This is a genomic window from Leptothoe sp. PORK10 BA2 (assembly GCF_034932105.1).
Classification (GTDB): Bacteria; Cyanobacteriota; Cyanobacteriia; order Phormidesmidales; family Phormidesmidaceae; genus Leptothoe.
In genome coordinates this window covers 19,722-39,208 of sequence record NZ_JAYGIG010000029.1, presented here as the reverse complement: position 1 = coordinate 39,208, position 19,487 = coordinate 19,722, and the positions used below count along the sequence as shown (strand labels likewise).

General features: G+C 52.0%; 20 protein-coding genes and 2 tRNA genes. 11 read left to right on the top strand and 11 right to left on the bottom strand.

Annotated elements, in window-relative coordinates:
* Positions 1 to 277 precede the first annotated feature (277 nt).
* The gene (locus tag VB741_RS09605) at positions 278 to 1,402 is read right to left on the bottom strand and encodes an aromatic ring-hydroxylating dioxygenase subunit alpha (RefSeq protein WP_323364947.1); all 1,125 of its coding nucleotides are present in this window, start codon (positions 1,400 to 1,402) and stop codon (positions 278 to 280) included.
* 439 nt (positions 1,403 to 1,841) lie between these two features.
* On the opposite strand from VB741_RS09605, the gene VB741_RS09600 reads away from it, so the two are divergent.
* Genes VB741_RS09600 through VB741_RS09590 form a run of 3 tightly spaced genes read left to right on the top strand, consistent with a single transcriptional unit; the run spans position 1,842 to position 4,421 of the window.
* Positions 1,842 to 3,038: an MFS transporter gene (locus VB741_RS09600; protein WP_323364946.1), complete on the top strand. Its 1,197-nt coding sequence runs from the start codon at positions 1,842 to 1,844 to the stop codon at positions 3,036 to 3,038.
* A gap of 13 nt (positions 3,039 to 3,051) precedes the next feature.
* Complete coding sequence (locus tag VB741_RS09595) at positions 3,052 to 3,534, top strand: hypothetical protein (protein WP_323364945.1); 483 nt, start codon at positions 3,052 to 3,054, stop codon at positions 3,532 to 3,534.
* Positions 3,531 to 4,421, top strand: a complete 891-nt coding sequence (locus VB741_RS09590) for a hypothetical protein (protein WP_323364944.1) — start codon at positions 3,531 to 3,533, stop codon at positions 4,419 to 4,421. The genes VB741_RS09595 and VB741_RS09590 overlap by 4 nt, the downstream gene beginning before the upstream one ends.
* A 19-nt stretch (positions 4,422 to 4,440) precedes the next feature.
* Here the strand turns inward: VB741_RS09590 and VB741_RS09585 are convergent, their stop codons facing one another.
* Positions 4,441 to 5,298 (bottom strand): Tab2/Atab2 family RNA-binding protein, encoded by an 858-nt coding sequence (locus VB741_RS09585; protein ID WP_323364943.1) that lies wholly within the window; start codon positions 5,296 to 5,298, stop codon positions 4,441 to 4,443.
* A gap of 378 nt (positions 5,299 to 5,676) precedes the next feature.
* Here VB741_RS09585 and VB741_RS09580 point away from each other — a divergent pair, with 378 nt between their 5' ends.
* Complete coding sequence (locus VB741_RS09580) at positions 5,677 to 6,942, top strand: valine--pyruvate transaminase (RefSeq protein WP_323364942.1); 1,266 nt, start codon at positions 5,677 to 5,679, stop codon at positions 6,940 to 6,942.
* 48 nt (positions 6,943 to 6,990) lie between these two features.
* Complete coding sequence (rimM, locus tag VB741_RS09575) at positions 6,991 to 7,563, top strand: ribosome maturation factor RimM (RefSeq protein WP_323364941.1); 573 nt, start codon at positions 6,991 to 6,993, stop codon at positions 7,561 to 7,563.
* Here rimM and VB741_RS09570 read toward each other — a convergent pair.
* The 4 genes from VB741_RS09570 to murA all read right to left on the bottom strand — a co-directional run bounded on the left by VB741_RS09570 (position 7,535) and on the right by murA (position 10,581).
* Positions 7,535 to 8,065, bottom strand: a complete 531-nt coding sequence (locus tag VB741_RS09570) for a hypothetical protein (RefSeq protein ID WP_323364940.1) — start codon at positions 8,063 to 8,065, stop codon at positions 7,535 to 7,537. The genes rimM and VB741_RS09570 overlap by 29 nt on opposite strands.
* A gap of 143 nt (positions 8,066 to 8,208) precedes the next feature.
* Positions 8,209 to 8,290 (bottom strand) — tRNA-Leu (locus tag VB741_RS09565).
* On the bottom strand, positions 8,269 to 9,135 hold the full coding sequence (locus VB741_RS09560) for a M48 family metallopeptidase (protein ID WP_323364939.1): 867 nt from the start codon (positions 9,133 to 9,135) through the stop codon (positions 8,269 to 8,271). The genes VB741_RS09565 and VB741_RS09560 overlap by 22 nt, the downstream gene beginning before the upstream one ends.
* A gap of 66 nt (positions 9,136 to 9,201) precedes the next feature.
* Positions 9,202 to 10,581 carry a UDP-N-acetylglucosamine 1-carboxyvinyltransferase gene (murA, locus tag VB741_RS09555; protein WP_323364938.1) on the bottom strand — a complete coding sequence of 460 codons (1,380 nt, stop codon included), beginning with the start codon at positions 10,579 to 10,581 and terminating at the stop codon, positions 9,202 to 9,204.
* Positions 10,582 to 10,823: 242 nt separating this feature from the next.
* Here murA and VB741_RS09550 point away from each other — a divergent pair.
* Both VB741_RS09550 and VB741_RS09545 read left to right on the top strand, forming a co-directional pair.
* A tRNA-Leu gene (locus tag VB741_RS09550) sits at positions 10,824 to 10,907 on the top strand.
* 246 nt (positions 10,908 to 11,153) lie between these two features.
* The gene (locus VB741_RS09545; RefSeq protein ID WP_323364937.1) at positions 11,154 to 11,972 is read left to right on the top strand and encodes a TrmH family RNA methyltransferase; all 819 of its coding nucleotides are present in this window, start codon (positions 11,154 to 11,156) and stop codon (positions 11,970 to 11,972) included.
* Here the strand turns inward: VB741_RS09545 and VB741_RS09540 are convergent.
* Entirely contained in the window at positions 11,969 to 12,172 is a 204-nt protein-coding gene (locus VB741_RS09540) for a hypothetical protein (protein WP_323364936.1), read from the bottom strand. The genes VB741_RS09545 and VB741_RS09540 overlap by 4 nt on opposite strands.
* 372 nt (positions 12,173 to 12,544) lie before the next feature.
* On the opposite strand from VB741_RS09540, the gene lpdA reads away from it, so the two are divergent.
* The 3 genes from lpdA to VB741_RS09525 are packed head-to-tail and all read left to right on the top strand — an operon-like array spanning position 12,545 to position 15,152.
* The gene (lpdA, locus tag VB741_RS09535) at positions 12,545 to 13,978 is read left to right on the top strand and encodes a dihydrolipoyl dehydrogenase (RefSeq protein WP_323364935.1); all 1,434 of its coding nucleotides are present in this window, start codon (positions 12,545 to 12,547) and stop codon (positions 13,976 to 13,978) included.
* Positions 13,975 to 14,856: an indole-3-glycerol phosphate synthase TrpC gene (gene trpC / locus VB741_RS09530; protein ID WP_323364934.1), complete on the top strand. Its 882-nt coding sequence runs from the start codon at positions 13,975 to 13,977 to the stop codon at positions 14,854 to 14,856. The genes lpdA and trpC overlap by 4 nt, the downstream gene beginning before the upstream one ends.
* A gap of 59 nt (positions 14,857 to 14,915) precedes the next feature.
* A complete protein-coding gene (locus VB741_RS09525; RefSeq protein ID WP_323364933.1) occupies positions 14,916 to 15,152 on the top strand; it encodes a DUF5340 domain-containing protein in 237 nt (78 codons plus the stop codon).
* A 159-nt stretch (positions 15,153 to 15,311) separates the two neighbouring features.
* Here VB741_RS09525 and psaJ read toward each other — a convergent pair whose 3' ends face one another.
* On the bottom strand, positions 15,312 to 15,437 hold the full coding sequence (gene psaJ / locus VB741_RS09520) for a photosystem I reaction center subunit IX (RefSeq protein ID WP_323364932.1): 126 nt from the start codon (positions 15,435 to 15,437) through the stop codon (positions 15,312 to 15,314).
* Between the two features lie 110 nt (positions 15,438 to 15,547).
* Complete coding sequence (locus tag VB741_RS09515) at positions 15,548 to 16,048, bottom strand: Photosystem I reaction center subunit III (protein WP_323364931.1); 501 nt, start codon at positions 16,046 to 16,048, stop codon at positions 15,548 to 15,550.
* A 370-nt stretch (positions 16,049 to 16,418) separates the two neighbouring features.
* Between VB741_RS09515 and tsaD the strand changes: the two genes are divergently transcribed.
* Complete coding sequence (gene tsaD, locus VB741_RS09510; RefSeq protein WP_323364930.1) at positions 16,419 to 17,459, top strand: tRNA (adenosine(37)-N6)-threonylcarbamoyltransferase complex transferase subunit TsaD; 1,041 nt, start codon at positions 16,419 to 16,421, stop codon at positions 17,457 to 17,459.
* A gap of 16 nt (positions 17,460 to 17,475) precedes the next feature.
* On the opposite strand, the gene VB741_RS09505 is transcribed toward tsaD, so the two are convergent.
* Positions 17,476 to 18,351: an alpha/beta fold hydrolase gene (locus VB741_RS09505; RefSeq protein WP_323364929.1), complete on the bottom strand. Its 876-nt coding sequence runs from the start codon at positions 18,349 to 18,351 to the stop codon at positions 17,476 to 17,478.
* Positions 18,352 to 18,482: 131 nt separating this feature from the next.
* Positions 18,483 to 19,208 (bottom strand): hypothetical protein, encoded by a 726-nt coding sequence (locus tag VB741_RS09500; RefSeq protein WP_323364928.1) that lies wholly within the window; start codon positions 19,206 to 19,208, stop codon positions 18,483 to 18,485.
* Positions 19,209 to 19,487 lie beyond the last annotated feature (279 nt).

Here is a 19,487-nt window from a genome sequence, read left to right as displayed (position 1 = left end):
GAATCGACGCTTAAACTTTGAATTGCTAAGGGTTTGGGTGGCTTCGTAGTTCATCTGCCTAGGTGTAAAGCAATGAACCAAAACCTAAAAATCTACCATAGAAACTATTATGCAAGAGGTCTAATGCAAACGCTGCACGTAGTCATTAACGACTTCCACAATTTACTCCTCATCACCTACATTGAGCATATCAATCAACCAAGGCTTAGCCCAGCAGCCAATACCCATTTATAGAGGGCCTTGGCAATGGGGGCTTGGGTATCCCCAAGCGGGCGATTCACACAAGCATACCGTTACTAACCTCCTGGGGTGGTGGGATAGAAGACTCTTTCGCTACTTTCAAAGCAGACGAATGGGACACTTCTAATCGCTCGTATTGTCCGACAATCACTCGCTGAAGGGCAATAATTGCCGGATTGACTTCGACGTAGTTACGTTGCGGATCGATGGAGTAATTACGTTGCTCGCTTTCCATCATCTCTACGTCTTGATGTAGAAACTTGAGAAAAATACTATTCAAAATGACTTTTTCCAGTCCCCTTGCCAAAGGCCCACTCAACAGCCACTGGGGGAGTGGCAGCTTGAGAAACATCAAGGAAAAAGATTTTGTTTCGGTGGGTCCCATGGGTAAACGCATGAGATAGAGCGAAGACACGGACTCTAGGGCCGTGGCGTAATGGGGATAGCGGTAGTTAATGGAAACGGTACGGGTAGTGCTATCGCTGCCCTTGGCACCCAGACCTAGGAGCTTACTTAAAAAGCCCTCGTAGGACACCTGATAATCGGCGGTCACCCCCTGTTCATCTTGCTTGAGGTCCAAAAGTTTAGGGTCGTACCACCCCTGGAGCTCTTTATGCAAAAAGCCATGGAATACATCCATTGTATTCTCATTACAGATGGAAAAGTGGGCCTGGAAATGGCCTGGAATCCGGACCATAAACCAGCCTGGCTGACCATATTCGGGCACCTCTGGCAAAGGTTGTACATCGGCCAGGTCTGGCTCTCCGGGAAAGACCCAGACTATGCCATAGGCTTCTTGAGTCGGATAGCTACGGGCCTGGGCACAGGGTAATTTTTGATCCTTGGGAAAATAAGGAATACTAACGCATTGACCCTCGCCATTAAACTCCCAGCCATGGTAGGGGCAGACCAAGTTGTTCCCTTGCACCTCTCCCCGATGTAACTCCACTCCCTTATGGGGGCAAGCATCGGCTAGGGCATTAACGGTTCCATGGGCATCGCGATAAACCGCTAAGGACGATTCCCACACTTGAACAGAAACAATATCCCCTGGCTTGAGCTGGTCAGCCCAAAAAACTGGATACCAGTAGTTGGGATTGATACCAACAGCACGGGCACGCCGGTATATGGGTTGACCTTTCAGAACAGCAGATGATTCCATCGTCTAGGGCTAGAAATAAGGATTGAGGTTAGTTAGGAACAAAGTTTTTCCACTCTAAGAGACTTAGCTTGATTTTTACTGAGTAATGGCCCAATAAGCTCATTTTTTTGGCTCTAATCGGATGTCATAGGGATGCCATGGTGTCGGCAGTATGACGTTAGTTAACTGGATACTGAAACGCTCCAGTGCCGCTTCACGAACTGTCAATGAATTCCGGTCAGGACATTCGAACAGTCGGCTACAACATAATCAGCCGCCTCGAACACCAATGGAACGTCGGTAGATATATGCACGTAACAACGCCAACTGGGCAGGTATAAGTTTTTGCTTATGCCCTACCTCAGTAACTAGTTATGGGTAATGTTAACATCTATTAACTTGTCGCGAACCATTGCCCTCCTGAGGTGTGTTCCTTTCAAGTGTTGCTGTGTTGCCCCCTATGACCACCGTTTATGAAAAACCGGTTACCGCTAGGCTAGAGCGGTTACCGTCATTGCCGTCGCGTCCTCCCTGGCAGGTGCTCGCTGTACTCATGTTGGCAGGCTGTTTATCCAGTGCCGCCGGAGCCGTGGTTGCGCCCGTTTTCCCAGATATTGTGGAACAGTTTGGTTTGAGCAGCCGTTGGGCTGGGGTGTTGGTGAGTGCCCATACCCTAACCACCGCCTTGGCCAGCCTTGTGTTTGGTCTGATGGCCAGTCGTTTAGGCAGCGTTCGCATTTTGACATATGGCCTATTGGGCTATGGAATTTTTGGCAGTTTGGGGGCTATGGCCCATGGGTTTTGGGGCATTTTGCTATCCCGGGCCTTAGTCGGTATGGCCAGTGGCGGGATTGGTGCTGGCAGCATTGGTATTTTGAGCAATTTGTATGATGGTGAAGCTCGGACTCGGATGATGGGCTATGCCACCAGTGCCCTGGCGACTGCTACGGTGATTTTTCCGATTTTAGGTGGCTGGCTGGGGTTATATCATTGGCGCTGGGCGTTTGTGCTCTATGGGCTGGGGCTACCGGCAGCCTTAGCTAGTCTGTGGATTTTGCCCCGGGGGCGACGCCGCGCTGCATCCTTACCCCAGGCCCAGGGCATTGGGACGATTATTCGGCAGAGTAGGGTGTTATTGCTTTTGTTGGCGTTGGCTACGGCGTCAGCGATTTTTTATGTGGTGGTGGTTTATGCGCCGCTATATCTGAAGCAGGCGATTGATGCTTCGTCCCTGCTGAATGGATTTGTTTTGGCGGCTCGCTCGGTGGGGGCAGCGGTGATTGCTGCGGTGGGAGCGGCTAAGGTTTCGAAACGGTTGGGGGCTGGGGGTGCGATCGCAACCGGTTTCCTGCTCATGGCCATTTCCCTAGCCACCATTCCCAATGTGCTGTCCCCATTGCTCATGTTGCTGGCGGGACTGCTCTTCGGCCTAGGCTTTGGGCTGGTCATGCCCAACTTCTACAGTGCCCTGGCGGAGCTATCCCCCGACTCTCAACGGTCTGGCTTATTGGCCATTGGGACAGGCTGTGCCTCCCTCGGGCAGTTTATCTCACCGTTTATTTTTGGTCCCGTGTGGGCCAGTGCTGGTACGGATGTGTTTTACCTAGCGGCGGTAATTGCTGCTACGGTAGGCTTGCTAAATTGGCTGCGTCGTTAGTGCCCACCGTCCAATGATCCTCAAACAGTCTCTACAGAAATTTCTCAAAACAGGGTTCATTCCCCTGCTGCTGACTACTGTTGCCCTCAGACAGATTATTTTGGTCCATACCGCTGGCCTAAGTCCTTGGCATGGGGGTGGTTTTGGCATGTTTGCTTCCATTGATCGAGATGAACGGCGGGTGGTGACTACTCAGCTGATGGACTGCAGCCAGACCTGGGATTTTAGCTTGCTAAACATGGTGGCGGATTTCCCTGAAGTACTTAGTGACGATGTCTACACCCATGTCAGCACCTTTCCCACTGAGGCTGAACTGCGTCGTCTAGGTCAGCAGCTGCTCTCAGCGGATTCTCAAAGTCCCATCGCTGAACTTCACGGGGCGAGTCGCGCAGCCAACTGTGAGTCAGAACTTCAGCTACAGCCGTGGCGACTGGTATATGACGGTGAATCCATTGCCTATGAGCCTCTTACTGAAGCGGTTAGGGTTCAGCCATGAGGAATCTAATCAAGCAATGGAATATCTGGCTGACGAATTTGATGCAGCCACCTTTATACCTTTTGGTATTGAGGCTGACGACAATTTTGCTGCTGCTCCATGGGATTGACGATTGGGTCTGGACCATGTTGCCGGAGAAGGTGCTGGCCCTGACGATGCTGGTTTACTCTCCGCTGGTGCGGCATCGCTGGGCTTGGTTGGCGATGAGCCTGTGCCTGCTGGTGCATAACCTATGGCACTGGTCTAGTCTGGTGAACCATGAGTATATGTATACCTATTGGGTGTTGGTATGTGCGATCGCAGTTTGGAGCCAGACGCCTCGGCAAGTACTGCGGTGGAATGCCCGCTGGCTGATTGGTCTGTGCTTTCTTTTTGCCACCCTGTGGAAGTTTCTGGGTGGGGAATATTTAGACGGCTCGTTTTTGCATCTGACCTTTTTGCTAGATAGCCGGTTAGCCATGGGGGCAGTCCTGTTTGGTGGGCTGGATTTGGCCACCCTGGCTGAGAATCGTCAGATTTTTGAAACCACGCAGTCATCAGCGGCTGTTTTAGATCCGCAGCAATTAACCACAACGCCCCGGATGGCAGTTGCCGGTATTGTGCTGTCCTATTGGACAATTTTGATTGAAGGTCTGGTGGCAGCTAGCTTTCTGCTAACGGTACCGCGCTGGCTTTATCAAAAGCGGGATTGGCTGCTTTTAGCCTTTGTGCTGACAACCTATACAGTCATTCCAGTGTTAGGATTTGCCGCTTTGCTGCTGGTGATGGGGCTGATCCAGGCAAAGAATAATTTGATGGCGCGGATCTATTTGGGGTTGCTGATATCAATGCCTGTCTGGATGCCTTTACCCCAAGGTATTTTTGGGTTGGTACAGAATTTATTGTGAGCATGCTGCTGTATAAAGGCTAGCCTATCTGGGTATCGGGCGACTCTTGTAGCAGCCATAGGCCGCTGTAGGTCATGCCTGAATCGTCAGGCCGGATGAGCAAAAAATGGAGTCCTTTTGCCGTAGCCTTTCGCTGCTCAAAGACATGGGCGGCAACGCGTACATCGGCATCTTCAAAGGTGGTGAGGACGAAGCGATCGCAAAGTCCCGCTTCCAAAATTAACCCATCAGGCTGACCCGCCATGTATTTCAAAAAGGCAGGCTGTTCCGATGCTAACCACTGGGCTAGGCCCATGGCCCGTCGACCGCCATCAATCACCACCCCCGGAATCAACACCGTGCTCGCCAGGCCGATTTCCAACGGCAACAGCTCCTTTGGCACCGAACGAATGGGAATGGATTCATATTGAAACCGTAGCAAGTCGGCATTGGATAGCCCCGCAAACCGCCAGGTTTCACCCCACAAATTATCCGGCAGCGGTATGGGTGTGGAACGCTCAATGGCAAAGGGAGAGTAGGTTTCCCCGGTGTAGGTTTTCAGATTGGGATACCAAGCTGCCCGCTGCCGTAGCCATTGTTTGAGGGTGGCCACATCGCGTTTGGGCACCACGGGAATATCCAATTCTCGACAGGCCACCTCCCCTAAGGTCTGCGTCTGGGGGCGGAATACATGCAATGCGTTGGGACGGTAGCCCGCTCGATGGATGGCCTGCTTTAGCTGATGCCGTAACCACATGGCATCAGCCTTGGGTTGGGGGCAGGTTTCTGCATAGCTGAAGTCCATGTCAGGGGTACACAGCAGTAATTCCCATAGGGAATGGGCATCGGTGTTTTTTAATGGACGGCGGTAGAAGTCGAGTTGCCAGGGGGGACTCATGCACGGTCAGATGAACAATAAAGCGGATTGACAAAGCGGATTGACGTGGTCAGACACCCTGCGATCGCTGTTAAAAATAGGCGCAATGGTGCAAATGGAAGTTTTAAGAACGGTTCTGCATCTATCGTATCCTGAACTTTCTGATCTCTCGTTTCAGCCGCTTCCCCAATCGCCCAGCCATTTAGGTGGGGCTGATAACTTACCCAGTTGTGCCATGGTCTGGATCGGTCTGGATCCATGCCAACAGGCTTTCAACCAAGGGCTACGATATAGTAAACCAGGCTTGAAGCTTAGTTCTGCAATGGATAGGACCAACCGTTGAGTTGCCTTTGAGCCGTTCAGGTTGAGCCGTTCAGTTAGCCCCATAGGCATTGTTTCATGACCCCAGCCCTTACCCAATTTGGTCAACAGATGTCCCACCTCACGGGGGTGCGGGCAATCATGAAAGATATTATCGAAACCCTACAGTCGGGGCAGTCGGCAGACTTTATTAACCTCAGTGCCGGGAATCCGGTGATTTTGCCGGAGGTGGAACAGCTATGGCGGGACTGTACCGCTGAGCTACTGGCCAGCTCAGACTATGGCGAAGTGGTCTGCCGCTATGGCTCTAGCCGGGGCTATGAACCGTTGATTGAAGCCATTAGGGTCGACTTTAATCAACGCTATGGTCTCAGTCTTCAGGCCGAAAATATTTTGATCACGCCGGGCAGTCAGTCCCTCTATTTTTTGGCTGCCAATGCCTTTGGTGGCTATACCACCGCAGGCCAGCTCAAGGAAATAATTTTGCCCCTGAGCCCCGACTACACCGGCTATGGCGGGGTGTCCCTTTACCCTGAAGCGTTGCGAGCCTATCAGCCCACCCTAGATGTGGATGCAGCCGCCCACCGATTTAAGTACCGACCGGACTTTAGCCAACTGGCCATCACTGAGCAAACTGGGTTTGTCCTATTTTCTCGGCCTTGTAATCCCACGGGCAATGTCCTCACTGACTCAGAGGTCAAACGGATTACTAGTCTGGCAGCTAACGTCCCTGTTTTTATTGACTCGGCCTATGCTCCACCGTTCCCGGCCCTCAACTTTACTGAAATGACCCCCGTGTTGACCCCCAATGTGGTCCATGGCATGAGCCTTTCTAAAGCGGGGTTACCCGGTGAGCGAGTGGGCATTGCCCTGGGCGATGCCGCCATCATTCGGGTGTTGGAATCATTCCAGACTAACCTGTGTATTCACTCCTCCCGCTATGGTCAGGCGATTGCGGCTAAGGCCATCGCTTCTGGGGCCCTAGGGGAGATTTCTCAAGCCGTGATTCGGCCCCACTATCGGCAAAAATTTGCGGTCATCGAAGCCACCCTGGATGAAACCATGCCCGATGTGCCCTGGTATCTGCACCGGGCCGAAGGTTCAATTTTTGCCTGGCTCTGGCTCCAAGACCTACCCATGGATGATCAAACCTTTTACCAAGCCCTCAAACAGTATGGCGTGATCATTGTCCCCGGCAGTCCATTTTTCCCAGGCCTGCGGGATGACTGGGAGCATAAGCATCAGTGCTTTAGGATTAGCCTGACGGATACGGCGGAGCGCCTTGCGATCGCAATTCGTCGTCTGGCCACCTTAACTCAGAAGGTCTACGGGCAAGGATCGTAAAGGCCCTGTGCTAATTCCCTTGTTCCTTTCTCCACCCCCACCCCACCCATGCCTGCTCCCGCAACCTCCCAACCCGAATGGCTCCCCATCGGCCGCATCGTCGGCCCCCACGGTTTGAATGGCGAAGTCCGCGTCTATCCTGACAGTGACTTTCCAGAACGGTTTGAACAGCCTGGGGAACGCTGGTTACTCAAGCCTGGAGCGACTACCCCAAACCCCATCAAACTGATCAAGGGACGATTTCAGGATGGGAAGGGGCTGTATATTCTCAAACTAGCTGGTATCAACCATCGTGACCAGGCAGAAGCACTGCGCGACGCCAAGCTGCTCGTGGCCGCTGACCATCGCCTCCCCCTAGAACCCGACGAGTTTCATGTGGGCGATCTCATGGGACTGGCGGTCATTCTACAGACCACTGGGGAGCAAATTGGCACGGTGACAGATGTTTATCGAGCGGGTAACGATTTATTGGAGGTTGCCCTGACGCCGCAAACCCCAACGGGCAATGCCCAGGAGCCACCCCGCACAGTACTGATTCCTTTTGTGGAAGCCATTGTGCCAGTAGTTGACCTCACCCAGGGGCGGGTTGAAATTACTCCACCCGATGGCCTACTTGACTAACGTCGTATTCGCCATCATCCCTAATTAATCCTGCCGAATGGGCCTGGCTGGAGAGCATCAAGCGAATGCGCTCTAGGGTTTTGCGATCGTTAATTTGCTGTTCTTTATAGCCCCGTTGCCATACAGGAGCGCCCGGCAATCCCCGCACCAGGTTAATGCGCTTCGCCGCCGCCGCTTTAAACCCGGCCACCAGTGAGGAGAGGGCGCGGGGTTTAGGGGGGCTTTGACAGAGGCCATAGGTGGCTGGCTGGGCATTGTCCACCACAGCGACCAATGCCCTGACACCGTTGGGGATGATTGTCCACTGGTCGAATTCAATGTCCCGCTGGTGGGTTGTGGCTATGAGTCTCCATTCATCTGCAGCGATCTGCCCTGAAGGATTAAGCCGCATATTTTCACCCAGGAGTTCTCCAAATAAAGCTTCTTCCTGATGGGTTAATAGATGAACGTGGTAAACCCTGGTGCTGGGCTTGGATAGGCCCAACTGAAATGTACTAGCCAACCTTCCCTCAGTGCCTGTTTAGGCATTGCGTTGTCTGTCGTTGGTCTAGATTTCCCTCATAGGGGGATAAATTCTCGTCAGTGTATACGCAATTAACCCTTGCAGGGTCTTTCCTGCAAGGGTTAATACATGAACTTGATGAATGGGCAGAGCGAGACTCGAACTCGCACGACCGAAGCCGCCACATTTTGAGTGTGGTGCGTCTACCAATTTCGCCATCCGCCCTTAGTAGAATCATTATTATACTGGATGCTGCACGTTTCTAGCAGCTTTTGATAATCCAAGGTGCCATGCCACTGGGTAATTTCCTTGGCCCGCAGTACTGGTACGGGATGGGTGAGTTCCTGGGCCCGGATCTGCTTCAGAAAAGCGCCCAGCTGGTCGTGACTCAAGTCTTCGTAGGCATTAGCTTGGGACAGAAAAGCATCCAAATTGAGTTGGGGGGAGAGGGTGGGAGAGCCCCCCGCCAGTTTCATTAGCACCGAGGCGACCACCCGAGCATCTTGACTGACCAATAGGGCGGCGCGATCGCAAGTAAACTCAGCACAACGCACCCACTCCAGAATTTGGCTTTGTAAGTTTTGCGCTAAAACTGGTCCAAGGGGGAGGTGACTGGCCGCCAAGGCAATCAGATTAGCCAGGGTGAGATACACCCCGTGATCGCACTTCAGGTGTCCCAGTTCGTGACCCAGCACCGCCTGCAGTTCCTGGGGATTGAGGAACTCAATCAGGGACGTATGCACGACAATAAAGGGTTGCTTACCCCGCATGGCAAAGGTGTAGGCATTGGGTACCGGGTGCTGCTTTACATAAAGCTGCGGTGGTTCAATGTCTAAAACCTGACAGGCTTCCTCCAGCAGTCCGTAGATGGCAGGTAGCTGATGAGGCCCCACCAAAACACTCGTGGCAATATTTTCTAGATAGAAAAATTGCTCCGCCGTAGGCCGCAGCAATGTCCGAATGGCCAGCCCTAAGCCGGGCAATTGTTTGAGCGACTCAGTGGCCTGCAAATCTAGGGGATGGCGGAAATGGTTAGCCCGTAACCCGGTCAAAATAGACTTTTTATCCACACCATCCCCCTGGCTTATGACTGTACATGGTAGCTTACGGCTAGCTACCAGTGTAACGGGCCAAACCTAAACCACAATGGCCTGCGGATTGGACATATCGGCCGGGACTTGGTCATCCTGCACCCGACGTAGCTTTGCCCCCACTGCAGAGAGCTTAGCTTCAATATTTTCATAGCCCCGATCCAAATGGTGGAGGCCATGGAGGGTGGTCTTGCCCTCAGCTGCTAAGCCAGCCACCAGCAAGGCCGCAGCAGCCCGCAAGTCAGTGCCCGTAACCGGAGCCCCCGACAACATAGGCACCCCTCGAATCACCGCAGCATTACCCGTCAAACGAATATCAGCCCCCATGCGGTTAAACTCAGCCACATGCTGCAAGCGATTTTCAAACACCGTTTCAGTAATGACGCTATTGCCTTCCGCTAGGGTGGTTAGGGCCATAAACTGGGCTTGCATATCCGTGGGAAACCCTGGATGGGGACGAGTTTCAATCTCAATGGGTAAAATCCGCTCACCGGGGACTATCCGGATGCGGTTATGCCCTTCCATTTCAATTTTGGTCCCCGCCTCGGCCAGCTTGGCAATCACCGGAGTCAGATGCTCTGGAATAACCGGAGAGAGGCTGATGGGGGATTTGGTCATGGCCCCAGCCAACATGAAGGTGCCAGCCTCAATGCGATCGGGAATAATGCCGTAGTCGGTGGAATGAAGGCTAGGGACACCGGCAATGGTGATGGTGTTGGTGCCAGCTCCGCGAATACGGGCCCCCATGGCTCGACAGAAGTTGGCTAAGTCTAATACTTCTGGTTCCTGGGCAGCATTTTCAATCACCGTTTCACCCTCAGCCAGGGTGGCAGCCATCATCAGGGTTTCAGTCGCCCCAACGCTAGGATAATCCAGATAAATTTTGCCCCCTTTGAGGCGATTCCGGCTGCCGGGCACATAGGCATGGACAATACCGTGATCCATATGGACTTCGGCACCCAGGGCCTGTAGCCCCCTAATGTGCAGAGCTACGGGACGCGCGCCAATGGCACAGCCTCCCGGTAAAGGAACGCGGGCCACACCCAGGCGAGCCAACAGGGGACCAATCACAAAGAAACTGGCCCTTAGTTTGCTCACAATTTCGTAGGGAGCGCGGGAATGGTTGATGGCACTGGCGTCTACATCCAGGGTATGGCCGTTGTGGGCCACTTTGACGCCCAGGGCTGTGAGCACCTCAGCCATGCGGCCAATGTCGACCAAATTGGGAATGTTGCGAATTCGACAGTCCTGGGAACAGAGAATGGTCCCTGCCATGACGACCAAGGCGGAATTTTTGGCCCCGCTAACGGGTATATGGCCGCTGAGGGGCTGTTTCCCCCAGATTTCGATGATGGGTGCAGACTCACTGGAGGAGCGTTGATCAGCCTGAGGTGAGGTGTTGATAATAATGTCCTCCGAATTCAATAAAGTAAGACTCAGCCAAACAAGAACACAATATTGATGCAGTAACGCGTTTTGTCAATATTGGTGATGATTCTATCTGAAACTATTGATTTGTTAAGCCATCTTAATATTCTTTAGGTCTTTCAGCGATAGGGCCATCTTGCTGAAGATCGGAGACTTAGGATTTCTGATAAAAATTAGGGATTGACGAATCGCCCTGATTACTGGAGGATGAGAAATCACGGCTGTAAACGCAGCTTTAAGCGGAACTGGCGGAATTGGTAGACGCGCTAGATTCAGGTTCTAGTGTTCGCAAGGACTTCCGGGTTCAAGTCCCGGGTTCCGCATCCTTGAATACCCTCCCGATTATGGTGAAACACGTCCCAAGGGTTGAACCCTGGCGTCTTTAAGAATGCTCGTTTAGTAGGTATAGGCAACACTGACACTGTTAATTAGTCAGGTTTCCTTATTTATTCAGACTTTTTTATCGATTATTGGCCGAATGCTCAAAAAATCATTATTAATACTGATTTTTTGTTGCTAGTGCGGTTGGGCCACAGTCTGAGCAGGCTGATAAGGTAGGCTACGACGCCGTGTCCCATAGCAAGGTCTGGATGTTAGAAAACTCTGCTGCGATCACTAGCACGAAAAACCCCCTAGCCAAACAATTTCGTCAGCTTCACCAGGCAAAGGAGCGTCGTCGTCAGAATACATTTTTGCTAGAAGGGACCCACCTGTTGCAGGAAGCCTGCGCCGTTGGCTATCCCCTGCTCCAGGTAGCGGTCACGGCAGCCTGGTGCCGTCACCACGGTGAGCTGTTGGGGCAACTGCAGCGTCTAGAAGCAGACATCCACCTGGTGAGCCCCGATGTGTTGGGTAGCATGTGTACCACGGTCAGCCCTGATGGCGTGGTGGCAACGGCCCAACGGATACAGCCAGTGATGCCTGACACCGCCTCGACGGCGGTGTCCTTGGGGGTGGCGTTGGAGCGATTACAGGACCCCGGTAATTTAGGAACGGTAATTCGGACCGCCGCTGCCGCTGATTGCGATCGCATCTGGCTCACCGCCGACAGCGTGGATGCGGATCATCCCAAGGTGCTACGGGCCAGTGCAGGGCAATGGTTTCGCACATCGCTCCAGACGGTTTCTAGCTTAGAGCCCCTAGGCTCCCTAGATGTGCAGCTGGTGGCCACCACACCAACGGCCTCCATCGACTATTGGGAGTTGGACCTGTGCCGGCCGACGGTGTTTTTAATGGGTAATGAGGGGGCAGGGCTATCGGGCCCTGCCCTGGAATTGGCTACCCATCGGGTCAAAATTCCGCTGGCGGCTGGGGTGGAATCTTTGAACGTTGCGATCGCCACCGCCCTCCTTCTCTATGAAGCCAAGCGGCAGCGGCGGGCAGGCTAACGCTCGGCCGAAGTCTTTTTGAGCGTTGGTTTAGGGTGAGATGTCTTTACGGACGACGTCTGAGTCCGATCCGTTGCAGATGGCTGGGCTTCCTCGGTTAGAAGCACAGTCTCCATTGTCCCTCCCAACAGCTCATCCAGATGCTCTAGGGACTGCATAAAATCATCCGCAGCAGCCTGTCTTACGTGACGTTTATCCATAATCTTGCCTCGCTAGTCGGCTTCTAATATGGCAACCACATTAGAAGCTCGTAGTAATGGGAGTTGTGAACCTAACCCTAGCCAAGATGTTCCAAGTTCAGAAAAACCTAAAAAACTGAACGACTTTTATCAAGAGCATCATTCCTGAGGAACCAGCCCTATCCAGATAAATTTTTCTACAGGGAATGGGACAAGTCTTGAATCTAACAAATTTGAAAATAATTGCTCAATATCAAGTTGTCTAATATCCACAATCTGGTTGAGAATGGATTTTGCCCCTATGTTACCCATGCCGTCCTCTGCACCAGGCAATCGGCATCGCTCAAACGGTAGCTAAGGGCATCGCTAATGTGCTGAAAACAGGAGATCGTTGTGAGTTCATCCTTTGATTACGACCTAATCATTGTGGGTGCCGGTGTAGGTGGCCATGGGGCTGCATTGCATGCTGTGAAAAGTGGCCTGAAGACCGCCATTATTGAGGCAGCGGACATGGGGGGCACCTGTGTCAATCGAGGATGTATTCCATCTAAGGCTCTCCTAGCAGCATCCGGCCGCGTGCGAGAACTAAGGGATCGCCACCACCTCCAGTCCTTTGGGATTCAAGTGGGGGATGTGCAGTTCGATCGCTCAGCCATTGCCGACCATGCGGGCAATTTAGTTAGCAAAATTCAGGGTGATCTCACCAACAGCCTCACTCGCCTAGGGGTGGATACCCTGCGCGGTTGGGGGAAACTGGCCGGTGCCCAAAAGGTAACGGTGACCACGGCCGACGGTGATAAGACCTACACTGCCAAAGATATTATGCTGTCGCCGGGCTCGATTCCCTTTGTGCCACCGGGCATTGAAACCGATGGAAAAACCGTATTCACCAGCGATGAAGCGATCAAACTTGACTGGTTACCCCCATGGGTAGCCATCATCGGTAGTGGCTATATCGGCTTGGAATTCTCCGATGTCTATACCGCCCTAGGTTGTGAGGTCAGCATAATTGAAGCGCTGCCCCAGCTGATGCCCACCTTTGACCCAGACATTGCAAAAATTGCTAAGCGGGTCCTGATCGATCCCCGTGACATTGACACCCATGTGGGGGTGATTGCCAAGACGGTTACCCCTGGCTCCCCGGTCAAGATTGAGCTAGCAGATCTAAAAACTCAGGAAATTGTTGAAGTTCTAGAGGTGGATGCTTGCCTGGTGGCCACCGGACGGATTCCAGCCACCAAAAATATAGGGTTGGAAAGTCTGGCGATTGAGACTGACCGCCGAGGATTTATCCCCGTCAACGACCGGCTGGAAGTGCTGCGAGACGGTGAGCCGATCCCCCATCTGTGGGCCATTGGCGATGCCACGGGCAAGATGATGTTGGCCCATGCGGCGTCTGCCCAAGGGGTGGTGGCCGTTGAAAATATTTTGGATCATCATCGCACCATTGATTACCGCAGTATTCCGGCGGCAGCGTTTACCCATCCAGAGGTCAGCTTTGTGGGCATGACAGAGCCTGCTGCCCAGGAACTGGCGGAGGCAGAAGGCTTCAAAATAGGCTCAGTGCGGAGCTACTTTAAGGCCAATTCCAAAGCCCTGGCGGAAAATGAGTCCGATGGATTGGCTAAGGTGATCTATCGCAAGGATACGGGGGAAATTCTGGGCACCCACATCATCGGCATCCATGCGGCAGATCTGATCCAAGAGGTGGCTAACGCCATTGCCCAAGGGCAAACGGTCCAAGCCCTGTCCTTTATTGTCCACACCCATCCCACCCTGTCTGAGGTGCTGGATGAAGCCTTTAAGCGGGCCGAGGTGACGACATGAAAATTAGACGCCGCTCCCCCAATCCCACCGTATTTGTCGATACCCTGCGCTACCAGGTAAAGATACCGGATAGTGAACCGAACAATATTCTGGAAAAGATTGTTTGGCACAAGGAAGCTGAAGTGGACCGACTCCGGGAAAAGACTCCCCTAGCGGCGTTGCAGCGGCAGGTGCTGACGGCGCCTCCCCCCTTAGACTTTGCGGCGGCTCTGCGCCAGGGTAAGACAACCCCAGCGGTGATTGCCGAGGTTAAAAAGGCCTCTCCCAGTCAAGGGGTGATTCGGGAGGACTTTGATCCGGTTGCGATCGCAACCGCCTACGAACAAGGTGGTGCCACCTGTCTATCGGTGCTCACCGACGCAGAATTCTTCCAAGGTAGCTTTGACTACCTGGCTCAGATTCGTCAGGCAGTCAAACTCCCCCTCCTCTGCAAAGAATTTATTATCTATCCCTATCAGATCTACCTAGCCCGCATCCATGGAGCCGACGCCATCCTACTGATTGCAGCCATTTTGCCAGACAAAGACTTGAGCTACTTTACTCGTATAGCCAAAGCTTTAGGCATGACCGCCCTGGTAGAGGTCCATACGGCTGAAGAACTAGACCGGGTGCTGAATATCGAGAATATTCAAGTATTGGGTGTAAATAACCGCAACCTTGAAGACTTCTCCGTCAGTTTAGATACTACCCGCAGTCTATTGGCCCAGGCCTTAGCCCATCCAAGGGCCGATGGGCTTACATTTGTCAGTGAGTCTGGGATTCATCAACCAGATGACGTTGCCCAGGTTGCCCAGGCCGGAGCCCAAGCTATTTTGGTGGGTGAGTCGCTGATGAGGCAGCCCGATCCCGGTGCGGCCATTGAACGACTCATGGCCTAGGCCTATATAGGTCATTCATTCTCTACCAGTTTCAGGTTCCTTACTCTGACTTTTTGACTATGGATCGTCCTATTCCCCTACCATCCCATATTCACTACGAGCTTTTACTACGGCTCCTAGAACGTGAGACTGCAGCCGCCATCTATCAACACTCCCCACAAAAGGAACAGCTGAACGAATTGATTATTACCCTGCGTAAAGCCATGTCCCAGCAAAAACAGCTGGAAGCAAGCTGTAAAGTTTCCGACCTGGCGGTGGAATATCACTGGTCTCTCAACGAAAAAACAGGCAGCTAATATCCCAAAAGCTAAAAGAACCCCCCACTGATTTCGATAACTCAGTGGGGGGTTCTTTTTTCTCAACAGTATTCTCAACCGCTTGCCTTAGAATTAACTGCGGATTAACTGCATTCGGCAAGGAAACCTTGGAAAGGCAGCACCAAACAGCTCCTAAACCTAAGGATGCAGCAACAAGTCAGGAAAGAAACGATTAAACTCAATCAGAATGCCAGCGGTAATCAGCATCCAAATCGAAGCTACTACGGGAGCAGTAGAAAGATATTTTAATAAGCCTTCGGGCATGGGAAAGTATCCTGAATACAAAACGTCTGGAAAAAGACTAAAAACTCAGTGTGGCTCAGGCATATCGATTCGACATATCGAGCCTAAGCCCTACTAATAAGCAGCATTGCCTAACGAGGTGAGATAGTAATCTCATCATCCTTCGCAAACATTGCCCCAGATGCCATGTCTTTGAATGCAGCCAAGGGCCAAGCGGCACCAGCCAAGGAAGACTTTATCGCCAAGCCAGTATTGATGATAATCTCCATTTCCTCAGGATTTTTGGAAGAGCGGGACTCTATCAAATAAGAGCGGCCTGCCCAGCCAATCCAACCAGCAATGTACAAAAACAGGATGCCAGGAATTACAAACTCACCCAGGTGTGCCAAATCACCATCTACCACCAAATGGGGTAGACCTTCTTCGCCACAGAGCAAGCTGGAATTAGCATAAAAGTCAAAACGTGCTTTAGCACCGTCTGTTTTGGCCGCAGAGGCACGTTGTTGGAACGCAGCCGATTCGCCACAGGGGGTCAAACCAGCCACATTGTCTCCAGCCAAGCTGGCAGAAGCGGGTGCCGCATAGCCAAACCAGAGGCAGATTACTAGAGCCAGAGCAAACAACCGTCGCATAGAATGTTTCCTTTGTGGTTTACAAAAGACAAAAATTACCGTTACTGAGTAGGCAAATTGCCCAACCTGATATAAACCCTATGGATTAGAGTGTCCTAGATTGAATCTCCCCAAGCATCAGCAACGTAGAAAAATAAATTCAGAAAAATCTCTTAACTTAGATAACCAGCGATAACAGTGCCCTGAATAGCCAATAACTAAAACGGGTGCTTACCAATGGTCCAATGTAGTGTTCAAACCCAACCAGCGTTTAAACCCAGCCAACGTGGACTAAATTAAGGATCTACCTGACTCTCAGGGATCATACCTTTCCGTCAAACCCTGGCAGGGGAATTGCTCACAAGACTTTACATGTTGACACAATCAACCCATGGCAACGATTTTAGCAATTGAAACTAGCTGTGATGAAACTGCTGCGGCCGTAGTGTGCCATCGTCAGGTGCTCAGTAGCGTAGTGGCCTCCCAAATTGATTTACACAGCCGGTATGGGGGTGTGGTCCCCGAGCTAGCCTCCCGCGAACATCTTCTGACCATTGGTGACACGGTGCAGGAGGCTCTGCTCAAGTCCCAGTTGACTTGGACCGATATCGACGCGGTGGCCACCACCTGCGCACCGGGACTGGTGGGTGCCCTACTCGTGGGTATGAGCGTTGGTAAAACTCTATCAATGGTGCATCAAAAACCCTTTTTGGGTGCCCACCACCTAGAAGGACACATTTACGCAGCCTATTTAGAGCATGGGGATCTGCAGCCGCCATTTTTATGCCTGCTCGTTTCAGGCGGGCATACCAGTCTCATTCGAGTAGATGGCTGTGGGCAGTACACCCTCTTAGGCAAAACGCGAGATGATGCAGCCGGTGAAGCTTTTGATAAAGTGGCTCGTCTGCTGGAGCTAGGCTATCCCGGTGGTCCCATCATCGACCGGCTCGCGCAGCAGGGTAATCCGACTGCCTTTCAGCTCCCAGAGGGGAATATTTCACTCCCAGGGGGAGGATATCACCCCTACGACGCTAGCTTTAGTGGTTTGAAAACGGCAGTGCTAAGGCTGGTGGAGCGCCTCCATGCCGATGGTGTGGATCCCCTGCCCCTAGCAGATATTGCTGCCAGTTTTCAATCTGCCGTGGTGCGGGCCCTCACTAAGCGAGCAGTACGCGCTGCCCAAGACCAAGATTTGCCTGCTATTGTCCTAGGGGGGGGCGTTGCGGCCAATAGCAGCCTGCGCCATACCCTATCAGCCACAGCGGCCGATCACGGTATCAGCGTCTATGTCCCCTCCCTGAAGTTTTGCACCGACAATGCAGCGATGGTGGCCTGTGCCGCCAGCGATCACTTTGATCAAGGGCATCGCTCTAGTCTGGACCTGGGTGTTTACTCCCGTTTGCCCCTAGAGCAAATCTCCATCCTGTACTAGGCTGGCTCCATCTGTCTTAGCCACAGGACAACCACTGACGCACTTGATTCTCAAGGGCCAAGGGCTGCTCCAGCATGGCAAAGTGACCACATTGTTCAAACTCAACCACAGCCTGTTTTCCCTGATGGAAAAATCGATGAAAACTTGCTAGATGCTTAACATAGCGAGGTTCCATGATCGTGTCCTGTTCTCCGGTAATGAAATAGACCGGCTGTGAGAGCTGCGAAACGATTTGCGGTAGCTGGTGAACCTCTTTTTCCGTGGTAGAAGCCAATAAAGACTGGGTGGCTGCGTCTGAATCGGCCCGAAGAAAATCGATTAACCGCTGCTGTCCCCACCGATAGCTCAGGGTTTGCCGCACCATGATATGGGCAAAAACCCAGGGTAAAAGGGGCAGATGTTGTAACCATTGGGGTCGCCACCCGACCATTTGTTGCCCGGCACTGCGAAACTTCTCAAAGGCTTTATGGATATATATCCCGCCCCCGGCATTTACGCAGATTACTCCCTTGATCCGCTCTGGAAACAAATAGGCCGCCCACAGCGCAATACTGCCCCCCAGGGAATGGCCCATCAGCCATACTTGATCTAATTCCAGGGCGTCTAGCAGGGCGTTTAAATCGTGGGCATAGGCGGTCAGACCGTAGGTTGATGTTTCTGAAGCATTACAGCGATTGGACAGCTGCTGAGTAGAATCACCAAACCCTCGCAAGTCGTAGGCCAGACAGGAAATATCTGGGGTTAGCTGCTGCATTAAAGGCTGCCAGTAGGCACGACTTAGTAGCCAGCCATGGATACAGACCAGTACTGAACGATGAGAGTTAGAGGTTGAAAATAGGTTAGGAGTGAAATCATAGACATGGGGCACTCCGAAGACAGGTGTCACCACCATGGTGAAAATAGGATTCGCACAACGACATTCAATCTTGAACCAGTCCCATAGAGCGTTTCAAAGTCTAAGACACTAAAGCCTAAGACAGAAAGGATGTTGACAGGAGCATTGAGAGGATCCCGGTGGCAGACTTAGTAAATACCACCCAGCAAGCGCTCACGCATGCCTTCAGCAATTTTATGGCCTAAATATTCTGGGATTAAACTTTCGTTTGGTCCCAATAGATACAAAATCAGCCGGGTACGACCACGCCATACCAATAGGTTAGCATTCACCACCAGTAGATCTTCCTGCCAAATGGCATACATGACTTTGTAAAATAGCCGCGGCTGGTTATCTGCTTCGATCAGTAAGGCAGGTAAATGGAACACGGGATCTACATAAAACTCAGTTTCAACTTTTTCTAAGCCTGCATTGAGATTAAATTCAACGCTCAGCATCTCCTCTACTTCGTAGCGTCCGGCTAGGGCTTCTCGAATGGCGCGGCAGGTATTGTCAGCGGTTTTTTCACTGAGGGCTTTTCCCCCACGGGAGACCACCAGTTTTACGAACACCAGCATGGGTGGATATATCTGGCCATAGAGGCTAAGGCTGTGAATGGTTAGCCCATAGGCCGCCAGAACGCCGAAAATATCACTTAGTAAAAAAGATTGATTGCGGTAGGCGAAGTGGAGGGCACTGCGATTCCCTTCCTGTTTAATTTCAATGACTGCTTTCTTTGTTTTGTATAGCTGATAGGCAAGCCGTAGGTTTTGTATCTGAATTTCGCTGCTGACAAATTGCTCATAAAACTGCGGGAAGGCTCGGTTGAAGCGCTTCAGCAACTCTACTGTTGATGTCTTTAATCCGGCTGCCATAAATATTCAGAAACTGCATCAGTTATACCGGTTGGCTAGTTTGATGTCATGCCTCCTGTCGAATCGGCAAAATCAATTCGACAGGAGGCATGACATCAATTCGATTGTCGCCCCAAATTCATCTAACATTAACGCTGCCCAAAGAAACGTATCCTTCAAGAACACCTACGATTTCCCAATCGGTAAGCAATTGAGAAATCGTAACCGTCCCACGAACACGTTTGCTTGAGCAGAGTCCTATAGCTCCATGGGCATGGGTAAGCCTCAGGCAAAGCGTCT